At 55.5% G+C, this 18,583-nt stretch carries 16 protein-coding genes; 2 read left to right on the top strand and 14 right to left on the bottom strand.

The features are described from left to right. Positions 1–6 precede the first annotated feature (6 nt). The 14 genes from ACTG4M_RS10615 to ACTG4M_RS10680 all read right to left on the bottom strand — a co-directional run bounded on the left by ACTG4M_RS10615 (position 7) and on the right by ACTG4M_RS10680 (position 16,719). On the bottom strand, positions 7–2,424 hold the full coding sequence (locus ACTG4M_RS10615) for an aerobic carbon-monoxide dehydrogenase large subunit (protein ID WP_439123629.1): 2,418 nt from the start codon (positions 2,422–2,424) through the stop codon (positions 7–9). Further along, positions 2,421–2,915, bottom strand: a complete 495-nt coding sequence (locus ACTG4M_RS10620) for a (2Fe-2S)-binding protein (protein WP_439123630.1) — start codon at positions 2,913–2,915, stop codon at positions 2,421–2,423. The genes ACTG4M_RS10615 and ACTG4M_RS10620 overlap by 4 nt, the downstream gene beginning before the upstream one ends. Positions 2,916–2,927: 12 nt before the next feature. Beyond that, positions 2,928–3,782 carry an FAD binding domain-containing protein gene (locus ACTG4M_RS10625; RefSeq protein ID WP_439123631.1) on the bottom strand — a complete coding sequence of 285 codons (855 nt, stop codon included), beginning with the start codon at positions 3,780–3,782 and terminating at the stop codon, positions 2,928–2,930. Between the two features lie 136 nt (positions 3,783–3,918). Next, entirely contained in the window at positions 3,919–5,031 is a 1,113-nt protein-coding gene (locus ACTG4M_RS10630; protein ID WP_439123632.1) for an MHYT domain-containing protein, read from the bottom strand. A gap of 196 nt (positions 5,032–5,227) precedes the next feature. After that, positions 5,228–6,481 (bottom strand): saccharopine dehydrogenase family protein, encoded by a 1,254-nt coding sequence (locus tag ACTG4M_RS10635; RefSeq protein ID WP_439123633.1) that lies wholly within the window; start codon positions 6,479–6,481, stop codon positions 5,228–5,230. A 48-nt stretch (positions 6,482–6,529) separates the two neighbouring features. Continuing rightward, entirely contained in the window at positions 6,530–7,621 is a 1,092-nt protein-coding gene (locus ACTG4M_RS10640) for a carboxynorspermidine decarboxylase (RefSeq protein ID WP_439123634.1), read from the bottom strand. A gap of 197 nt (positions 7,622–7,818) precedes the next feature. Then, entirely contained in the window at positions 7,819–8,556 is a 738-nt protein-coding gene (locus tag ACTG4M_RS10645; protein ID WP_439123635.1) for a FadR/GntR family transcriptional regulator, read from the bottom strand. Positions 8,557–8,611: 55 nt separating this feature from the next. After that, the gene (locus tag ACTG4M_RS10650; protein ID WP_439123636.1) at positions 8,612–9,358 is read right to left on the bottom strand and encodes a DUF1028 domain-containing protein; all 747 of its coding nucleotides are present in this window, start codon (positions 9,356–9,358) and stop codon (positions 8,612–8,614) included. Then, positions 9,355–11,136, bottom strand: a complete 1,782-nt coding sequence (locus tag ACTG4M_RS10655; RefSeq protein ID WP_439123637.1) for a gamma-glutamyltransferase family protein — start codon at positions 11,134–11,136, stop codon at positions 9,355–9,357. Before ACTG4M_RS10655 ends, ACTG4M_RS10650 begins: the two co-directional genes overlap by 4 nt. A 12-nt stretch (positions 11,137–11,148) precedes the next feature. Continuing rightward, entirely contained in the window at positions 11,149–12,036 is an 888-nt protein-coding gene (locus ACTG4M_RS10660; protein WP_439123638.1) for an ABC transporter permease, read from the bottom strand. 1 nt (position 12,037) lies between these two features. Further along, positions 12,038–12,982 (bottom strand): ABC transporter permease, encoded by a 945-nt coding sequence (locus tag ACTG4M_RS10665; RefSeq protein WP_439123639.1) that lies wholly within the window; start codon positions 12,980–12,982, stop codon positions 12,038–12,040. 60 nt (positions 12,983–13,042) lie between these two features. Beyond that, positions 13,043–14,563 carry an ABC transporter substrate-binding protein gene (locus ACTG4M_RS10670; protein ID WP_439123640.1) on the bottom strand — a complete coding sequence of 507 codons (1,521 nt, stop codon included), beginning with the start codon at positions 14,561–14,563 and terminating at the stop codon, positions 13,043–13,045. Positions 14,564–14,566: 3 nt separating this feature from the next. Next, complete coding sequence (locus tag ACTG4M_RS10675) at positions 14,567–15,685, bottom strand: ABC transporter ATP-binding protein (protein ID WP_439123641.1); 1,119 nt, start codon at positions 15,683–15,685, stop codon at positions 14,567–14,569. After that, complete coding sequence (locus ACTG4M_RS10680) at positions 15,682–16,719, bottom strand: ABC transporter ATP-binding protein (protein WP_439123642.1); 1,038 nt, start codon at positions 16,717–16,719, stop codon at positions 15,682–15,684. Before ACTG4M_RS10680 ends, ACTG4M_RS10675 begins: the two co-directional genes overlap by 4 nt. 203 nt (positions 16,720–16,922) lie before the next feature. Here ACTG4M_RS10680 and ACTG4M_RS10685 point away from each other — a divergent pair, with 203 nt between their 5' ends. Beyond that, positions 16,923–17,963: a glutathione S-transferase C-terminal domain-containing protein gene (locus ACTG4M_RS10685; protein ID WP_439123643.1), complete on the top strand. Its 1,041-nt coding sequence runs from the start codon at positions 16,923–16,925 to the stop codon at positions 17,961–17,963. Positions 17,964–18,352: 389 nt separating this feature from the next. Then, a complete protein-coding gene (locus ACTG4M_RS10690) occupies positions 18,353–18,526 on the top strand; it encodes a hypothetical protein (protein ID WP_439123644.1) in 174 nt (57 codons plus the stop codon). The last annotated feature ends 57 nt before the right edge of the window (positions 18,527–18,583 follow it).

Consider the following 18,583-nt stretch of genomic DNA (forward strand, 5'->3'; position numbering starts at 1 on the left):
TTCCGATCAGTCGTGAAGCCCCAGACGGTTGGCTGTCTGCCAAATCCGCCAATGGTCATGCGGCATGTTGGTGTGACGCAGGCCGAAGGCGCGGAAGGCATCTTGTACCGCGTTCGAGAAACACGGCACGCCACCGACATGGGGGCTTTCGCCGACACCCTTGGCGCCAATCGGGTGATGCGGGCTGGGGGTGACGGTGTAGTCAGTTTCGTAGTTCGGGACTTCCCACGCAGTCGGCAGGAAGAAATCCATAAGCGTTCCGGTCTTGACGTTGCCCAGATCGTCATAGGCAATTTCCTGACCCAATGCGACGGCCAGCGCTTCGGTCAGACCGCCGTGCACCTGCCCTTCGATGATCATCGGGTTGATCCGCGTGCCGCAATCATCCAACGCATAAAAGCGGCGGATTTCCGGTACACCAGTGTCAACGTCGATATCCATTACACAGACATAAGCACCAAACGGATAGGTCATGTTGGGCGGATCGTAATAGCTGACCGCTTCAAGCCCCGGCTCGATCCCCGGAATGGCTTGATTGTAAGCGGCGTAGGCGATCTCTTTCATCGTCTTGAAGCGTTCGGGCGCGCCTTTGACGACAAAACGGTCTATGTCCCATTCGACGTCATCGTCATGAACTTCAAGAAGATACGCCGAGATCATCTGCGCCTTGGCGCGGATTTTGCGTCCAGCCATCGCCGTTGCCGCACCCGCAACCGGGGTTGAGCGTGACCCGTAGGTGCCTAATCCGTACGGCGCGGTATCGGTGTCACCTTCTTCGATTGTGATGCTGTCCGCCGAAAGCCCAATCTCGCTGGCAAGGATCTGCGCAAAGGTGGTGGCATGACCCTGCCCCTGACTGATGGTGCCCAGACGCGCTATCGCGGAGCCCGTCGGGTGGATGCGGATCTCGCAGCTGTCGAACATGCCCATGCCAAGGATATCGCAGTTCTTGACCGGGCCAGCGCCAACAATCTCAGTAAAGAAGGAAAGACCGATGCCCATCAGCGAGCGGGTTTCACCGCGCTTGAACGCTTCGACACGTTCGGCCTGTTCCTTGCGCAGGCTTTCGTAATCGACCGTCTTAAGTGCTTTGTCCCAAGCGGTGTGATAGTCGCCGCTGTCGTATTCCCAGCCCAGAGCGGCTGTATACGGAAACTGCTCTTTCTTAATAAAGTTGATCCGGCGCAGCTCTGCCGCATCCATGTTCAATTCAATCGCCAGCACTTCTATCATGCGTTCGATGAAGTACACCGCTTCGGTCACGCGGAACGAGCAGCGATAGCTGACGCCGCCAGGGGCTTTGTTGGTGTAGACGCCATCCACAGCAAGGTAGGCGGTCGGGATATCATAAGACCCGGTGCAGATGTTCATGAAACCCGCAGGAAACTTGGTTGGGTCGGCGCAGGCGTCAAAGCCACCGTGATCGGCAGTCACGTGGCAATGCAACCCCGTGATTCTGCCATCCTTGGTCGCCGCGATCTTGCCGGTCATCCAGTAATCACGGGCAAAGGCGGTGGACATAAGATTTTCCATCCGATCCTCGACCCACTTCACCGGCACGCCAGTAACAATCGACGCGACAATAGAACAGATGTAGCCGGGATAGACGCCAACCTTGTTGCCGAAGCCGCCGCCGATATCAGGCGACACAATACGGATGTTATGCTCTTCGATGCCAGATAAAAGCGACGCGACAGTGCGCACCACATGCGGCGCCTGGAATGTTCCGTAAACAGTAAGCTTGCCGTTGACCTTATCCATCGACGCGACAGAACCGCAGGTTTCAAGCGGGCAAGGGTGCGTTCGGTGGTAGTACATAGTCTCTTCGGCCACGACTTCTGCATTGTCGAGCACTTGATTGGTCGTCGCTTCGTCACCCTGTTCCCATGTAAAGATATGGTTGTGGTGTTTGCGTGGGCCGTGTGCCCCATCAGTCTGGCCCGCCAAGTCTTCGCGCAAAACAACGTCAGACTTGAGCGCTTCAAACGGGTCGGTGATCACGGGCAGTTCTTCGTATTCGACCTCGACCAGTTCAACGGCATCCGCGGCGATATATCGGTCTTTGGCAACAACAAAGGCCACTTCCTGACCTTGAAATAGCACCTTGCCGTCGGCCAGCACCATCTGCTTGTCACCCGCAAGCGTCGGCATCCAATGAAGGTTCAGAGGCGCAAGATCTTCCGCCGTAAGAACAGCGACCACACCGGGTAGCGCCAAAGCTGCCTCTTTGTCGATCGAAACCACGCGGGCATGGGCATAGGGCGAGCGCACGAAATCGCCATGCAGCATGCCGGGCAATTTGATGTCATCGACATAGTTGCCCTTGCCTTGAGTGAATCGCGCGTCTTCGACACGTTTGCGCGAACAGCCCAAGCCTTTGAGGTTGGCTGACCGGGCTTCGCGATCTGGGGTCATATCGTTCATTGCGCAGCCTCCTTTGAAGCGTTCATCTCACTCGCCGCGGCGAGGATGGATTTCACGATATTCTGGTAGCCGGTGCAGCGGCAGATGTTACCTGCCATACCAAAGCGCACCTCTTCCTCGCTCGGGTTAGGGTTTTCTTCGAGTAACTTCTTCGCACGCGTGATCATACCGGGAGTGCAAAACCCGCATTGAAGGCCGTGGTGCTCTTTGAACGCATCTTGCAAAACGTGCAGGGAATCCGGCGAGCCTATGCCTTCGATGGTCGTGATCTCGGCACCATTGGCCTGTGCAACAAACATAGTGCAGGATTTCACCGACTTGCCATTCAGCGTTACGGTGCAAGCTCCACAATGCGACGTTTCGCAGCCGACATGCGGCCCGGTGATGTTCAGATTTTCGCGTAGCGCGTAAATCAGCAACTCGCGCGGTTCGGCAAGAAACTCTTTCTCCTCGCCGTTGACGGTCAGTTTGATGTGCATTTTCTGTGTCATGTCGTCTGCTCCTTACGCGCGGTCCCAGGCGCGGGTGATCGCGCGTTTGAGGATTACGCCAGCCACATGGCGTTTAAAGGCCACCGGCCCACGGTTATCTTCGGTTGGATCAATATCGCCCAGCATCGCCTCAACAGCGGACTTGAGCGGATCAACCTCGCAGCGCGTGCCAACTAAAGCGTCACAAGCACCTTCGGACCAAACAGGCACGTCGCTGAGGTTGGTCATGGCAATTGATGCTGATGCAACCGAACCGGCGTCTTTGGTGATCGTGACGGCTGCGGCTGCTGTCGCATAGTCGCCAATCTTTCGCTTTTGCTTTTCATAAGCATAACCACCCTTAGGCGCGACGAAGCTCACAGAAACCAGAACTTCGTCATCTTCACGCGCGGTCATATACGCAGCTTCATAATAGTCCCGCGCGGAAACCGACCGTTTGCCATTTGGCCCCACAAGATTGATTTGTGCATCAAGGCACTGCATCAGCCCAGGCATGTCGTTGCCGGGATCACCATTCGCGACATTACCGCCAACAGTACCCATATAGCGCACTTGCGGATCAGCAATCTGCAGCCCCGTTTCCTGCAGGATCGGCGCAACATCCGCCAATCCCGCGTGGTTGATGAGTTCATGTTGAGTGACCATAGCGCCAAGCGTGACGCTTTGTCCGTTGATGGTGATATCCTGCAATCCACCGATACCTTGAAGGTCGATGAGATGAGGCACATCTGCCATTCGCAGCTTCATCATCGGGATCAGGCTGTGCCCGCCAGCCATGACGCGTGCATCGTCTCCTTGTTCGGTTAGAATTGCGATTACGTCGTCCATGTTCGTCGGACGATAATACTCGAACGCCGCTGGTATCATTGCTGGTCCTCCCCTACCGAGCCCTGATTATGTCCGAGTACGTTCGTATGCAGCCGTGCGCAGTCGCACCTAAAAACCCTTGGAAAGAGAAGCTTTGCGCACGAAATGCGAATGAAATTCACAAAATGCGAAAAGGTCAGACACCAAGTGTTTCACGCACGAGCTTTAACCTAGACCTACTAACTGGAACCTTGGACAGGCTTGCGACGTCAAAATAGCAAACCCCATTGTCCTTCATCCGTTCGAACCCGGATACATGCTCGGGATTGATCAGGTAACTGCGATGGGTCTTGATGAATGGACCCGGCGCAAGCCGCTTTTCGGCGTCGGTGATCGACCATGCACAAAAGAGCTGCTCATCCTTGGTATAAAGATAGGTATAGTGACCTTCAGCCCGGATCACGGCCACAGATGCGGAATCCACAAACCGTGTCTGACCCTCCTTCTGGAACGGGATTTGCCGCTTGGATGACGTGTTGGGCGCGATGAGGTCCGCTTCGACCTCATCACTCGCTACTTCGGCGAAATCAGGTTTTGGAGGGGCAAGAAACGTGACACCGCTCAAAAGGAACGCGCCACACAGAACAAAGCTGGTTAGCACAACACCGATTGCCATGGTCTCGTTACTGATCAGAGGACCCACTTCGTTTTGCGTCTCGACCGCGACGAAACTTGTCCCGGCGATGGCCGCAAAATGAACCGAGAACACGGCGAACCCAAAGATTAATGTCCCAATAACGATGTTTCTTTGTGTGCGCCGACCATAAGCCACAGCAAATGCTCCGACGCACAGCACACAAGATGCCACTGCCGCCAACGCGATGCCAATTGGCGTGTATACAGCTTGGCACAATTGCATCGCGGACATGCCGAGGTAATGCATGGCCAGAACACCCAGCCCGACGATCATACCCGCAAGGACCAGAGTCTGACGTGTTCGTTGCCAGAAATGTAAGATGAGCAATGCAACTCCGACCACCAGTATGGCCACCAGCGCCGAGGCCAGTGTTATAACCGCATCGTAGTAGAACAGGATCGGCAATTGCAGGCCGAGCATGGCCACGAAATGCATCGACCAGATGCCACCACCCAACGAAATGGAGGACAGAACGATCAAGATCTTCTGGTAGGTGACACTGCGAGTGGACAGCCCTCGCGACAGGGAAAGCCCCGTAAACCCAGCCATCATCGCCACCAGAAGAGAGGCGAGAACAAGCAGCGGATCGTGTGAAAAGTCGAGGACTTGCATGTGCCATCATTATTGCCATGCCTGATAGCTCGCAAGTTATCCTCTAGTCGGTAACGCCGGATTGAGTTTTCGAGACATTGGCGTCCATGCGCCTACAAGATTGAGGGACCGCCCAACATGCGGTCTCTCAAAAACGGCGTTTGAGCATTGGAGGACCGAGTTCAAGCACACCACCCGGCCCTCGAAAAAGTGCTCCTCAGCCCGCGTATTCTGTCCAGGGCATATCCTCGCCACCAAGCCCGCCTTTGAGAACGCGGGTTGGAAGGCCGATCCGATCGAGCAATGCGAAGAAAGGTTTGGGGTCCAGTTCCTCAACATTCTTCATTGTTCCGGCATCCCATTCACCTGTCGCCACCAGCATGGCAGCCGCGACCGGGGGAACACCCGCTGTATAGGAAATGCCTTGGCTGCCGACTTCTTCGTAGGCGTCCTTGTGGTCAGCGACGTTGTAGACGAAAAGCTCAATATCCTCACCGTCCTTGGTGCCCGTGACCAGGTCACCGATACATGTATTTCCGGTATAATTTGGCGCAAGGCTCGCCGGGTCGGGCAGACATGCTTTGACCACCTTAAGCGGTACCACCTCTTGCCCTTCGGCGGTTTTAACCGGTTGTTCGGACAGCAGGCCGATGTTTTTCAAAACGGTGAAGACATTGATGTAGTGATCGCCAAAGCCCATCCAGAACCGCACATCTGCCTGCGGATAGTTGGTGGCCAGAGAATGCACTTCGTCATGGCCGGATTGATACGCTTTGGACGGACCAACGACGGGCAGATCCCATGTGCGACCCGACTCGAACATCGCCAGCTCTTTCCATGTCTGGTCTTCCCAGTAGTAGACGGTGCCAGTGAATTCGCGGAAGTTGATCTCGGGATCGAAATTCGTCGCGAAATACTTGCCGTGCGAACCTGCGTTGATGTCGACGATATCGATACTTTTGGCCTCGTCCATCTGATCGATGGCAAAGCGCGCATAGGCATTCACCACACCGGGATCGAAGCCCGCACCAAGGATCGCAGTCACACCTTTTTCACCGCACAGGTCGCGCTTTTTCCATTCGTAGTTTGCATACCACGGCGGTGTTTCGCAGATTTTGTCAGGCTCTTCGTGGATCGCCGTGTCAATATAGGCGACCCCAGTGGCAATGCAGGCATCAAGCACGTGCATGTTCACAAACGCCGTGCCTACGTTGATCACAATCTGTGCGCCCGTCTCGCGGATCAGGGCGGCAACCGCATCGGAATCCGTTGCGTCGACAGCATGAGAGGTGAACGCACCAGGTACTTTCATCGCGCCTTTGTCTTCGACGCTGGCGATGATCGCATCACATTTCGTTTTTGTCCGGCTGCCAATATGCAGATCGCCCAAGACATCGTTATTTTGGGCGCATTTATGTGCAACCACTTGAGCCACGCCTCCGGCGCCAATGATAAGTACGTTCTTCTTCAAGACAGAACTCCCTTGAGATGATGATGCGCCCTTGGGGGCGCGGTCAGATCACGACAGGGCCGCCGCGAAATCGTCATAAGTGAAGCCGCGCACAAGACGTTCAGAGCCATCAAGCTCGCGCACGACAATGGCTGGCATCTGCACACCGTTGAACCAGTTTTTCTTCACCATAGTGTAACCAGCCGCATCCTGAATGGACAGTCGGTCGCCCGGTTTGATAGCCTCAGGAAAATGAAACTCGCCAAAGATATCGCCTGCGAGACAAGACTTGCCGCAAATCATCCATTCCTGATCGCCACTTTCCGCCACCTTTGCACTTTCGCGGTAGATCAACAGATCCAACATATGCGCTTCTATCGAACTGTCGACGATGGCGAGGTTCTTACCGTTGTACAACGTGTCAAGAACAGTCAGCTCGAGCGTTGTGGATTGCGTGATCGCCGCTTCACCCGGCTCAAGATAAACCTGAACCTCATTCTCTCCGGCAAAGCGTTTCAAGCGCTCGGCGAATTGTTCAAGCGGGTAGTCATTACCTGTAAAATGTATGCCTCCGCCAAGAGAAATCCAATTCATCCGGCGAATTAGGGAACCAAAGCGCGCTTCGATCTGGCCTAACATCTCGTCAAATCGGTCGAAGCTGTCGTTCTCGCAATTGTTGTGGAACATGAACCCACTGACCAGATCAGCCACTGGCTCAATGACCTCAGGGCTGTGCTCTCCAAGCCGGGAAAAAGGTCGCGCTGGATCAGCCAGATCAAATCCAGAGGTTGAGACGCCGGGATTGACCCGCAATCCGCGTACATGGCCACGGCTGACCTCTTCATACCGTAGCAGCTGCTGAGCGGTGTTGAAGATGATTTTGTCGGACGAGGCCAACACTTCGTCGATTTCCTCGGGCGCCCAGGCCACGGAATAGGCGTGTGTTTCACCGGGAAATTTTTCGCGTCCAAGTTTTACTTCGAACAGCGACGACGATGTAGTGCCGTCCATGTATTCCGACATGAAATCAAAGACCGACCATGTTGCAAAACACTTGAGCGCAAGCAACGACTTTGCCCCGGACAATTCACGCAACCGGGCAATTTTCTCCATATTCGGAAGAAGACGGGTTTTGTCGATCAGGTAATAGGGCGTCTGCATACGCGTCGAGCCTTTCAAGGGTCGGGACGGGAATGCATCGGGCCAATCGATGCAGGTTTCGTGTATTATGATCAGCGCGGAACCGCAATGCACCTGTCGTGGGAAAACGATCAAACGTTTTATGGCTGTGACGGTGGATGCTAGGCGTACTTTTATTGAATGAAGCGGTCGCGCGTATCGCCGTCTATCCAGAAACGTCAGCCGTCGAATGCCGCAAAAAATGCTTCACCTTGTTCGGTCGCGGCTTTCGCGAGTTCGTCTTTCAACGCAAGAAAGCGTGTCTCTAGGTGGTCCCGCATCGCTGTACGGGCGGCCTGAGGGTGGCGTGCCTCGATCGCGTCGATCAGCGCCAAGTGTTCGTTATGTGTGACCTGCAACGAGGCCATGTCACGGCCTTTGGCGCGAATTGCGACCCAATCAGGGTTCGAGCGGATTTTGTCCAACAGCGAAAATGCGGTCAGAAGTGGGCGATTGCGGGCACATTGGGCAATCAATCGGTGTAGCGATCCATCCCACAACTCAATCGCCTGTGCGTCAGACGCCTCCCATTGCCTCTGCGCCAACATACGCAGGCGCGCCACCTCATCTGGCAGCATCCGCTGGGCGCATAACGCGGCCAATTCAGGCTCAATACACAGGCGCGCCTCCATCACCTCAAGGGCGTTAGTTTCGCCGGTGATTTTGGCCGCGAGGTCCCCCATCGGGTCCAAAGGCTGACCAGCAAACGTCCCTTTGCCCTGCCTGCGCCAGACCAGGCCTTCCGCTTCAAGCACATCCAAAGCTTGCCGCACAAAGCGACGACCAACACCAAAACGATCCGAGAGCGCGCGCTCGGTGGGCAGTTTACCGTCGGCCCCCAAATCGCCGGACTTTATCAGATCAAGCAAACGATCGCGCACCTGTGCAGTGGAGCTATTGCGCGGCTGCATATTCATGTGCTTCCCCAAGGATCGATTGCGTCGCAGGGCAATCTACGAGGCAATGCAACCATCACTCAATCTCCACCGCATGAGACCGGCTTGGACGTCCTTCCGCTATACGCTGCGCTTCGGCAGCAGCAATGTCTGCGTCGATACCATCCCGGGTGGGATAGCCGGAAAACCTATCAGCTGAAGGCATGCCCTTGGCAAAATGCACATAGCGTTCCTGCGCCACATCCCAAAGTCGTGCCAATTCGCCAAGCGGGTCAGCATGATCATCGGCACGCAAATCCAACCACGCATGTGATTGACCTTTGTGAATGACCAACCCTGCCGCCTGACGGCCACGCTTATCGCCGCCTGCGGCTTCACCGGCTTTCATGGCTAGGATGAGGCGTTCCGCAAAGGGTTTCTCTGAATGCTCAGCATAGGCATCCGAGGTCGCCTCAATCACCTTTTGCCCGGCAAGCATATTCCCCGCCACCGAATGATCGTTGCGGATCAGATGCCCTGCCCAGTCTATGCAGTCCGTCCCAGTATGCGCCGCAAATCGGCCTCCTAGGTCCATCATATGCGCTTGGCGAATGGCGCGTCCTTCATCCCGGGATGCCAGATCAGCGATCACAGCTTCAGCGGGTTCACCGGCTTCCATTCGCGCACGGCCTTCTGTTCCCCAGATAGGGTTACAAAAGGCCTGACTGGCCACGGCGACATTTCCTGAAACAAACGGCACAACTGCACCACAGGCGAAGAACTTACTGGCGACTATTAGACCGATGCTACCATCCGCGTCTTTTGCAATCAGGGAAAAGGTCATCGGCCCACCGCATAAGCTTGCATCAATCTGGGCGTCGCCGCCGCGCGCAACATCCCATCTGGTTCACGCAATGCAGCTGTGAGGCGACCCACAGTCCAAGGCTCGGCGACTGTCACTTTGTGACCACGAGCTTTCAGATCGGCAATCACATCTTCACCGACATTGGGTTCGATCATCATCTCTCCCGGCTTGACCTCGCGCGGGAAGAACGACCCTTGGAAATGCATCGAATGGAACAACGGTTGATCCATGCATTCCTGTAGACCCAACCCAAAGTGCACAAAGCGCAGGAACCAGATGAGCTGCCACTGATCCTGCTGGTCACCACCGGGCGTTCCAAAGACAATCTGCCGTCCGTCTTTTTCCGCCAGACTAGGCGTCAGGGTTGTTCGGGGTCGGCGCTTGGGTGCCAGCGAGGACGGAAGACCGTCTTCCAACCAGAACATCTGTGCCCGGGAATTGAGCGGGAAACCAAGGCCGGGAATGACCGGGTTGCTTTGTAGCCAGCCGCCAGAAGGTGTGGACGCCACCATATTGCCCCAACGATCGATAATATCGAGATGAACCGTATCACCACGCTTCTCGGTGAGATGAGACATTGTCGGTTCCTGCGCCGCGACCGCGCCGACTTTAAAGTCGCGTTGAAAACGTTCGATATAGGCGTCGGCAAGATGTTCGAATCCCGGAACGCGACCTGGGCGCTGCTCCAGCGATGCTTTGGCGACAATCAGCTCGCGGCGTTCGGCGTTGTAGTCGTCACTCAGCAAATGCTCCATCGGGATTTCACTAAAGTCGGGATCGCCATAATAGGCCTCGCGGTCAGCATAGGCGAGCTTCATCGCTTCGATCACATGATGGACAAACTCTGCACCGTTCGGGTCCATAGACGACAGGTCGACGCCTTTTAGGATCGCAAGCGCCTGCAAAAGCACTGGCCCCTGAGACCACGCTTGTGTTTTGTGAATCGTCCAGCCGTGGTAATTGTAAGACAGCGGCTCTTCATAGGTCGCTGCCCAATCAGCCATATCGGACGGGGCAAGCACCGCGGAGTGTTTTGCTTCGGACACATCCATCACATGCGCATCTTTGAGGTAGTCAAAGATCGCATCAGCAACAAAACCTTCGCGCCATTCCTTGCGGGCGGCGTCGATCTGTGCTTCGCGGGTGTCGCCCGTGGCAGAGGCAAGCCGGTCATAAGTGTCTGCTAAATCGGGGTTCTTGAATAGCGTATTGGGTTCCGGCGCTTTGCCGCCCGGCGTCCAAACCGCTGCTGAGCTGGGCCATTCCTGGGCAAAATAATCGACCAATCCCGCGATGGTATTGGCGACGCGAGGCAAGACCGGATGGCCGTCGCGGGCATAATCGATGGCTGGCTGCATCACCTCGCGCAGGGACATGGTGCCGTGATCGCGCAGCATCAGCATCCAGCCGTCAAACGCGCCGGGAACAACGGTTGCCAGCAAACCGGAGCCGGGGATCAAGGTCAGACCCTGTTCGGTGTAGTGTTCGATCGTGGCTGCTGCTGGGGATACGCCTTGCGCACAAAGAACCTCAACCTGTCCGGTCTCGGCCGAGTAAAAGATCGCAGGCATGTCGCCCGCAGGGCCATTCAAATGCGGCTCGACAACCTGAAGCGTCAAGGCCGTCGCAACCGCGGCATCGAACGCGTTTCCGCCCTTTTCCAAGATGCTCATCCCCACGCTAGACGCGATCCAATGGGTCGAGGTTGCGACACCAAATGTACCACGAATTTCGGGGCGTGTTGTAAAATCGGACATAGTCACTCCAGATCAGTTTTCGCGAGGATCGAGCGCATCGCGCAGCCCGTCTCCCAAGAGGTTGAAGCCCAGCACAACAAAGAAGATCGAAATTCCGGGCCAAAGCGCCATCCAGGGTGCTTGGTTGAGAAAGTTCTTGGCTGTATTCAGCATTGATCCCCAGCTGGGCGCCGGTGGTTGCTGGCCAAGTCCAAGAAAAGACAAAGACGCCTCTGCAATGATCGCGGTTGCAATCGTCAGCGTGGCTTGCACAAGGATTGGCGGCAGCACGTTGGGCAGGATATATCGGCTGAGGATTTTGGGGGTAGGCAAACCAATTGCACGGGCGCTGTCTACATAATCCTCAGACTTAACATTGATCACCTGTCCGCGAGTTAGACGAATAAAGATCGGTGTGGCCGAGATACCAATGGCGATCATTGCGTTGGTCAGCGACGGCCCGAGGAAAGCCGCCAGCGCAATGGCAAGGATCAGGAACGGCGCGGCAAGAAGGGCTTCGGTACAGCGCGAAATGATCGCGTCAGTCAAGCCGCCGAAATAACCCGCGACAATACCCAAAGGCACTCCCAGCATCACGGCAATCGCGACCGAGACCACCCCGGCAAGCAGGGACGCCTGCGCGCCCCAGATCATTCGGGACATCACATCGCGCCCTATTTCATCCGTGCCCATCCAGTGATCCCAAGTTGGCGCCTTGCGAACAGCGCCCCAATCGGTCGCTGCCGGATCAGGAATTGGGAGGATCGGCGCCGCGATGGCGATCAGAATAAAGAACACGACTAGAAAACCGCCAAACAACGCACTTTTGTGGGTCCGAAATTTTTTCCAGACACGGTTTTCAGGCTTGGCCGTCAAAACCGGATCTGAGACGAGGGGCGCATTGGTTGCCGTGTTTGTCATGTCATTGACCACGCAGTCTTGGGTTCAGAACGTAGTACATTGCATCAGCGAGAAGGTTCATGAAGATAAAGCCGACCGCAGTCACCAAAACAATGCCCTGAACAACGGCATAGTCCCGGTTGAAAACCGCGTCGACAACCAGCTTGCCAAATCCTGGGATCGTGAAAATCTGTTCGGTCAAAACAGCTCCAGCGACCAATTCTCCGAACAAAAGCGCGGTCAGCGTGACAATAGGCGTGAGCGCATTGCGGAGCGCGTGTTTCAGGATCACAACCCGCTCTACCAGCCCCTTGGCTCTCGCGGTACGCACGTAGTCTGCGCTTAGCACGCCCAGCATTGAAGACCGCGTGTGCCTCATAAGCGTTGCCGCAAGCGCGGTGCCCAAGACAAAGGATGGCATCAGCATGGTTTTGATGGATTGCCAGAAATCTTCGGACAACGGCACATAACCTGACGCTGGTAGCAATTGCCATTTCACAGACACCAACAAAATCAACATGATCCCGAGCCAAAAGTTCGGAATAGATAGACCGGACAACGCCACGACATTGGCCACATAATCTGTCGCAGTGCCCTTTTTCACAGCAGACAAGATGCCCGCAGGGATGCCAATCACAAGCGCAAAGATCATCGACATGACGGCAAGCTGGATCGTCACAGGTAGCTTTTGCGCCATCAGCTCAGTCACGGGTTGGTTTGTGCGCAATGAAATCCCAAGGTCACCCTGCAACGCGCTCCCGATCCACGCCAAATACTGCCGCCAGATTGGATCGTTCAGGCGGTATTTCTCGCGCAGGAATTCCAACACTTCCGGATCACGTTCTTCGCCTGCAAGAACAAGCAGCGGGTCGCCGGGCAGCAGCTTTTGCAGCAGGAAAACAAAGATCGAGATCAGGATGATGGTCGGTATCGCAATGATGATACGTCGTAGCAAAAACGCCAGCATATCAGGCCCCTTGGATCAAAAGCCCGCGCCATCCGGATTGATGGCGCGAGCAAGGAAGGGTTACTCCTCCCAAGTAACGCCTTCCAAACGGATCATCCCATCCGGGTATGGCGTGAAGCCTTTCATGCTGTCGTTGTAGGCCCAGATCCACGTCTGGTGGTACAAGAACAAACGTGGAAGCTCGTCCAGCATGATTACCATCGCTTCATCGTAAAGCGCCTTACGCTCGTCAGTGGTTGGCGCAACACGGGCAGCGTTCATCAGTTCGTCTACCTTCGGGTCCGAGAACTTGGAGTCGTTAATGCCGCCATCGGTGGTCGCGAACTGGTGGTTATTGCCATCCGGGTCCACGCGACCGGACCAGCCGATCTGGCTTGCCATATAATCACCGGCGGACTGATCCGCGAGAAGGGTCGCGAATTCCTTGGATGTAAGCGTGATGTTGATCCCCGCCTCACCAGCCATTGCCTGAACGACCTGCATTAGCTGGAGCGGCACAGTGGTATTCGGCACCTGAACTTCAAGGTCGATCCCATCGGCATAGCCGGCTTCGGCCAAAAGCGCCTTCGCGGCCTCCACATCGCGCTCAGGCACTGGGAAATCGCCGTTGTACCACGGGGATGTAGGAGGGAAGGATTGGTTGCCAGGGGCAAACGCGCCCTCGAAGACAACCTGGTTGATGGCATTGCGGTCAATCGCAAGGCTTAATGCCTGGCGCAAACGCTTGTCGTTGCCCCACGGGTTGTCACCCTTTTCCCCATTATTCAGGTTAAAGGTGATGCCCTGATACCCAAGCGATACAGCGCTATCGACAACAATGTCAGCATCAGATTCGGCCTGTGCCAGATCGGTTGCGGCCAGACGTTCGAGCATGTCGATATCGCCCGACTGCAGGTTCGCCAGACGCACTGTGGTGTCCGGGATCGGCAGGAACGTTACACTGTCAAAGTTGATCGCATCAGCATTCCAGTAGTCGTCAAATTTGGACAGAACGATTTTGTCCTGCGCGACACGCTCAGTAAAACTGAACGGTCCAGAACACACGGGGTTCAGACCGAAATCTGCACCGGCCTCGGCAGCGGCGGTCGGGGACACCATCATACCCGCACGATCTGCCAGTTGCGCTAGCAAGGTCGCGTCAGGACCAGCAAGGTTCATAACGATTTCATATTCGCCCGTCACCTCGGTCGATGTGATAGACTTCAATTCAGATTTGCGGCGCGACTCATCCAGTGTCTGAGATCGTTCAATATTGGCGGCAACCGCTTCGGCGTTGAACGGTGTGCCATCGTGGAAAACCACGCCTTCGCGCAGCTGCATCGTCACGGCAGTGCCATCGTCAGAAGTGGTCCAGGACGTCGCAAGCTGCGGGATGATTTCGAGGTCGGGCGTGATGTCGACCAGCTTGTCGCACAGCGACGCATATACAATCCGACCCACGAATGTCCGCGACTGATCCGGGTCAAGAACATCTGCATCCGATTGCAGGGCGATGCGCAGATCTTTGGCAACGACCGGGCTGGCCGTCAGCGCTGTCGCGCTTAAAAGCGCAGTGATCATGGCAGTCTTTAGATGTGACATATGTCAGGTCCTCTCTGTCGGTTTGGTTTTTTCTTTGGTCTTGTGGGTAACGGCGCCGCCTTCTGTTGCAGCGCGGTACAGATCAAAGCGAGCTTGCGCTGCGTCGGTCCGATGCTCTGTATCGATTTGGGGAACGTCCGCTTTGATGTCCCGCCAGAAATGGCAAGCTACGTGATGCTCGACTGTTTCGGCATTTTCCATCGTTGGGCTCTCGATCCTGCACTTTTCCTGCACAAACGGGCAGCGCGTGTGGAACCGACATCCGGACGGAGGCGCAGACGGGCTGGGCATTTCACCAAGAACCGTCGCGCGGTGATCCGCAGGCTTGCCGCCCATCGATGGAATCGAGGATAGCAAAGCCTGAGTGTAAGGGTGGCGCGGATGCGAATAGACCTGTTTGGTTGTTCCACTTTCGACAATGCGCCCCAGATACATAACCGCAACACGGTCGCTCATATGACGGATCACACCCAAATCATGCGCAATGATGACAAGGGTCAAACCCAGATCGCGGGATAAATCACCCAGCAGGTTTATGACTTGCGCCTGCACGGACACATCCAAAGCTGATACAGGTTCGTCACCGATGATCAGCTTGGGGCCAGATGCGAGCGCCCGTGCAATTCCGATGCGTTGACGCTGACCGCCGCTAAATTCGTGTGGATAGCGCTCTGCATGCTCCGCCCGTAGGCCAACTTTACGCAAAAGATCAGCCACAGCATCACGCCGGCCTCGTGCGCTTAACTCAGGTGCGTGAACCTCAAGCGGTTCACCGACAAGCTTGCCCACCGTCATGCGCGGATTGAGCGACGAGAACGGGTCTTGAAAGATGAACTGCATCTCACCGCGCAATGCCTTAAGAGCATCGCCTTGGGCAGCACTGATTTCGCGACCATCGAATAGTACGGTGCCAGCGGTCGGCGTCAGTAGCCGCATCAATAACCTTGCAAGCGTAGACTTTCCACACCCGCTTTCGCCGACAATGGCAAATGTCTCACCGCGATTGATCTGGAGCGATACGCCATCCACCGCTTGAACGATCGGGGATTTGGACAGCCAACTACCGCCATCCCCAAAGTGTTTGACCACATCAACGGCTTCTAAAATGACGTCGCGTTTCATGCTGACACAGCCACGTTGTCTTCGAGCGGAGCAAAGTGGCACGCAACATCGTGCTGTACTGCAACCTCGGTCAATGTCGGTCTGGTTGCGCAGGTCTGAGTGGCGAACGCACAGCGGGTGCGGAACCGACACCCTTCGGGCATGTTAGCAATCGTAGGCACTGTGCCGGGTACAATGGCCAAACGACCACCGGGTTTATCCAGCCGCGGCATCGCGCTCATCAATCCGATCGTGTAGGGGTGATGTGGGTTTTTGAACACCTCAGACACGGGACCCCGTTCGACAACCTGCCCACCATACATGACCGCGACGCTATCCGCGATTTCAGCAACCACGCCCAAATCGTGGGTGATCATGATGGTGCCCATTCCAGTGTCGTCCCGAAGGTCACGTATAAGGTCAAGGATTTGCGCCTGGATCGTCACATCCAAGGCCGTGGTCGGTTCATCGGCGATCAGGATTTGTGGATCGTTGGCCAATGCCATCGCAATCATCACCCGTTGACGCATACCTCCAGACAATTGGTGCGGGTATTCATTGAGACGCTGTGACGGATTGGCGATGCCAACACGGGTCAGCATTTCCTCTGCACGGGCGAGTGCGTTGAGCCGGCTCCCTCCACGATGCCGCAGGACGGCTTCACTGATTTGATCACCGATTCGGAACGCAGGGTTCAGCGAGGACATTGGTTCTTGGAAGATCATAGCAACCGTTTTGCCGCGCATTTCAGCGGGAAGCACATCTTTCGACAAATCAAAACTGTCTGTGCCAATTTTCAAATTTCCTGAGGAAATCTCAGTCGAATCTCTTGGCAGCAACCCCATGAGTCCCATTGCGGTCACGCTCTTTCCGCATCCGGACTCACCGACGACACACAAGACTTCGCCTTTGGCAACGGTCAGCGACACACCGTCAACTACGTCATTGGTCTGACCACGAAAGCGCAGCACGAGATCTGTCAGCGACAGCAACGGACCGGGATGTGTCCGGTCAATGTCAGAAATGATGTAACTCTCAGCGGTCACCCGTTCCATCTCTCCCATAGAGATTCGCACCAATGCAAACCAATTTATGAATGGTACAGGATGCGTGGAGCGGGCCACATGTCAAGGCTGAACGCTTAAAGCGAAGGCTTGGCGCAGCACGTGCACAGAAATTCAGCGCACATTCGGTGGTAAAACGGTCAGTGCCGTGTCACTCATAGAACAACGTCATTCCAAAGGATGCAGCGGCGATTGTGACCAAAGGCAGTTCGATTCAGGAAGACCAGACCGATGCCGCCAAACGACGCGCAAGCGGCGAATTCGTGCGCGGCGTCAGCCAGTTTCGCCACTCGATTGGCGACCCAGACTTCCCGCCAGAGCCAAATCGGTATCACCTGTTCGTCGCACTGAATTGCCCATGGTGTCATCGAGCCACGCTAGCCCGCGCCATTCTTGGCTTGGAAAACATTATCACGATGGATATCGCTTTTCCAAACCGCACAGAGGAGTCTGATCCGGTTGGGCCCAACCTTTGGCAATTCGCACCAAATCGCACTGCGTCCCTGACCGGCGAAATTCTACCTGAGTGCACTTTGGAAACTGCGACCGGCGATGGATTGCGTTTGGTCAAAGAAATCTACGAGCGCGAAGGATCGGATGAACAATCCGTCCCAGTTTTGTATGACAAGGTTACAGGCCGGATCGTCAACAACGAAAGCGCAGAGATTATCCGAATTCTCGACCAACACGCCGCTGCGCTTGGAAGCGCATTGCCCGAATCGGCAAGGCCAAAGCTGGTGCCACATTATGATCGGGCCAAAGAGGAAGCCGATGTATTGAACGAAAGGATTTACACGACGATCAACAACGGGGCGTATAAAGCAGGCTTTTCATCCGATCAGTCGGTTTATGCCGCCGCGTTTGAGGCGTATTTCGAAACGCTCTCAATGTTAGAGGATTTGCTCTCTGACGGTCGTCCCTTTCTGACAGGAGATACGCTGACAGAGGTTGACCTGCGGCTGTTTCCAACGCTCTACCGCCATGACCCGATTTATTATATCCGTATGAAACTAAATGGTGCGAAGATCCTTGACTACCCGAATTTATGGCGTTGGCTGTGTCGCTTCTATCAGCAGGAAGGCATTGCCGATGCAGGATCTCTTTTGCATTGTCGGCAGGGATACTTTGGCCGATCGTGGAACAACGTTGTGCCCTTGGGCCCGCTCAAGCCAATGCCTTATCCCGCAGCCTATTTGCACCCCGAGCTCACTGAAATGCGGAACGCTAAGGACTAGCGGAGATATCGAAGCGCTTTCGCATAAGATGAAGCTCCTCCTGAACACTCGTTAGCCTATTCCGCTCGTTTCCCTCACCAAGCACCGCAATAGCTGGCTCAAGGGTCGCAGTCAAAATCAACGATCCAGAACCCCACAATTCATCAAAGCCACACACGACAGCCCAAAATGATAGGAAACCAATCAAGGTTCCCCAGCGGCACTGGTCCGTTTGTTGTGACCTTCGCCCCGACTTCGAGATGCTGACCGCAACAGCAAATTCCGTTCGGTACACGGCGGGGCAAAATCCAGGGAGAGCACTGCAGAATGGGTTGTCCGGTCTCTCAAGTTCCATCTCGTTTGCCCGTGCATCGCTTATTTGGCGGAACGCCGCGAGAAAGGGAAATCCCATGTCTGCACTTCGCCATATTGCCATCGGCGCGGCAGCGCTTTCGATGAGCCTGAGCACACCAGTCCCAGCACAAAAAAATCCGAAATTCGGGTCGCATGGTCAATCTATGTCGGATGGATGCCTTGGGGCTATCTGGAAGAGTCCGGCATCATGGCAGGGCAATCGCGTTTGACTTACGGAGTGGCCAAGCCGTTGAGAATGCTACGTAAGTAGTCATCGTTCCAACCTG

This window comes from Marivita sp. (assembly GCF_965656765.1).
Lineage (GTDB): Bacteria > Pseudomonadota > Alphaproteobacteria > Rhodobacterales > Rhodobacteraceae > Marivita.

Bases quoted from the DNA above. Each gene is read 5' to 3' on its own strand.
- ACTG4M_RS10615 (WP_439123629.1), bottom strand. From the start codon at position 2,424: ATGAACGATATGACCCCAGATCGCGAAGCCCGGTCAGCCAACCTCAAA.
- ACTG4M_RS10620 (WP_439123630.1), bottom strand. From the start codon at position 2,915: ATGACACAGAAAATGCACATCAAACTGACCGTCAACGGCGAGGAGAAA.
- ACTG4M_RS10625 (WP_439123631.1), bottom strand. From the start codon at position 3,782: ATGATACCAGCGGCGTTCGAGTATTATCGTCCGACGAACATGGACGAC.
- ACTG4M_RS10630 (WP_439123632.1), bottom strand. From the start codon at position 5,031: ATGCAAGTCCTCGACTTTTCACACGATCCGCTGCTTGTTCTCGCCTCT.
- ACTG4M_RS10640 (WP_439123634.1), bottom strand. From the start codon at position 7,621: ATGCAGACGCCCTATTACCTGATCGACAAAACCCGTCTTCTTCCGAAT.
- ACTG4M_RS10645 (WP_439123635.1), bottom strand. From the start codon at position 8,556: ATGAATATGCAGCCGCGCAATAGCTCCACTGCACAGGTGCGCGATCGT.
- ACTG4M_RS10650 (WP_439123636.1), bottom strand. From the start codon at position 9,358: ATGACCTTTTCCCTGATTGCAAAAGACGCGGATGGTAGCATCGGTCTA.
- ACTG4M_RS10655 (WP_439123637.1), bottom strand. From the start codon at position 11,136: ATGTCCGATTTTACAACACGCCCCGAAATTCGTGGTACATTTGGTGTC.
- ACTG4M_RS10660 (WP_439123638.1), bottom strand. From the start codon at position 12,036: ATGACAAACACGGCAACCAATGCGCCCCTCGTCTCAGATCCGGTTTTG.
- ACTG4M_RS10665 (WP_439123639.1), bottom strand. From the start codon at position 12,982: ATGCTGGCGTTTTTGCTACGACGTATCATCATTGCGATACCGACCATC.
- ACTG4M_RS10670 (WP_439123640.1), bottom strand. From the start codon at position 14,563: ATGTCACATCTAAAGACTGCCATGATCACTGCGCTTTTAAGCGCGACA.
- ACTG4M_RS10675 (WP_439123641.1), bottom strand. From the start codon at position 15,685: ATGAAACGCGACGTCATTTTAGAAGCCGTTGATGTGGTCAAACACTTT.
- ACTG4M_RS10680 (WP_439123642.1), bottom strand. From the start codon at position 16,719: ATGGAACGGGTGACCGCTGAGAGTTACATCATTTCTGACATTGACCGG.
- ACTG4M_RS10690 (WP_439123644.1), top strand. From the start codon at position 18,353: ATGTCTGCACTTCGCCATATTGCCATCGGCGCGGCAGCGCTTTCGATG.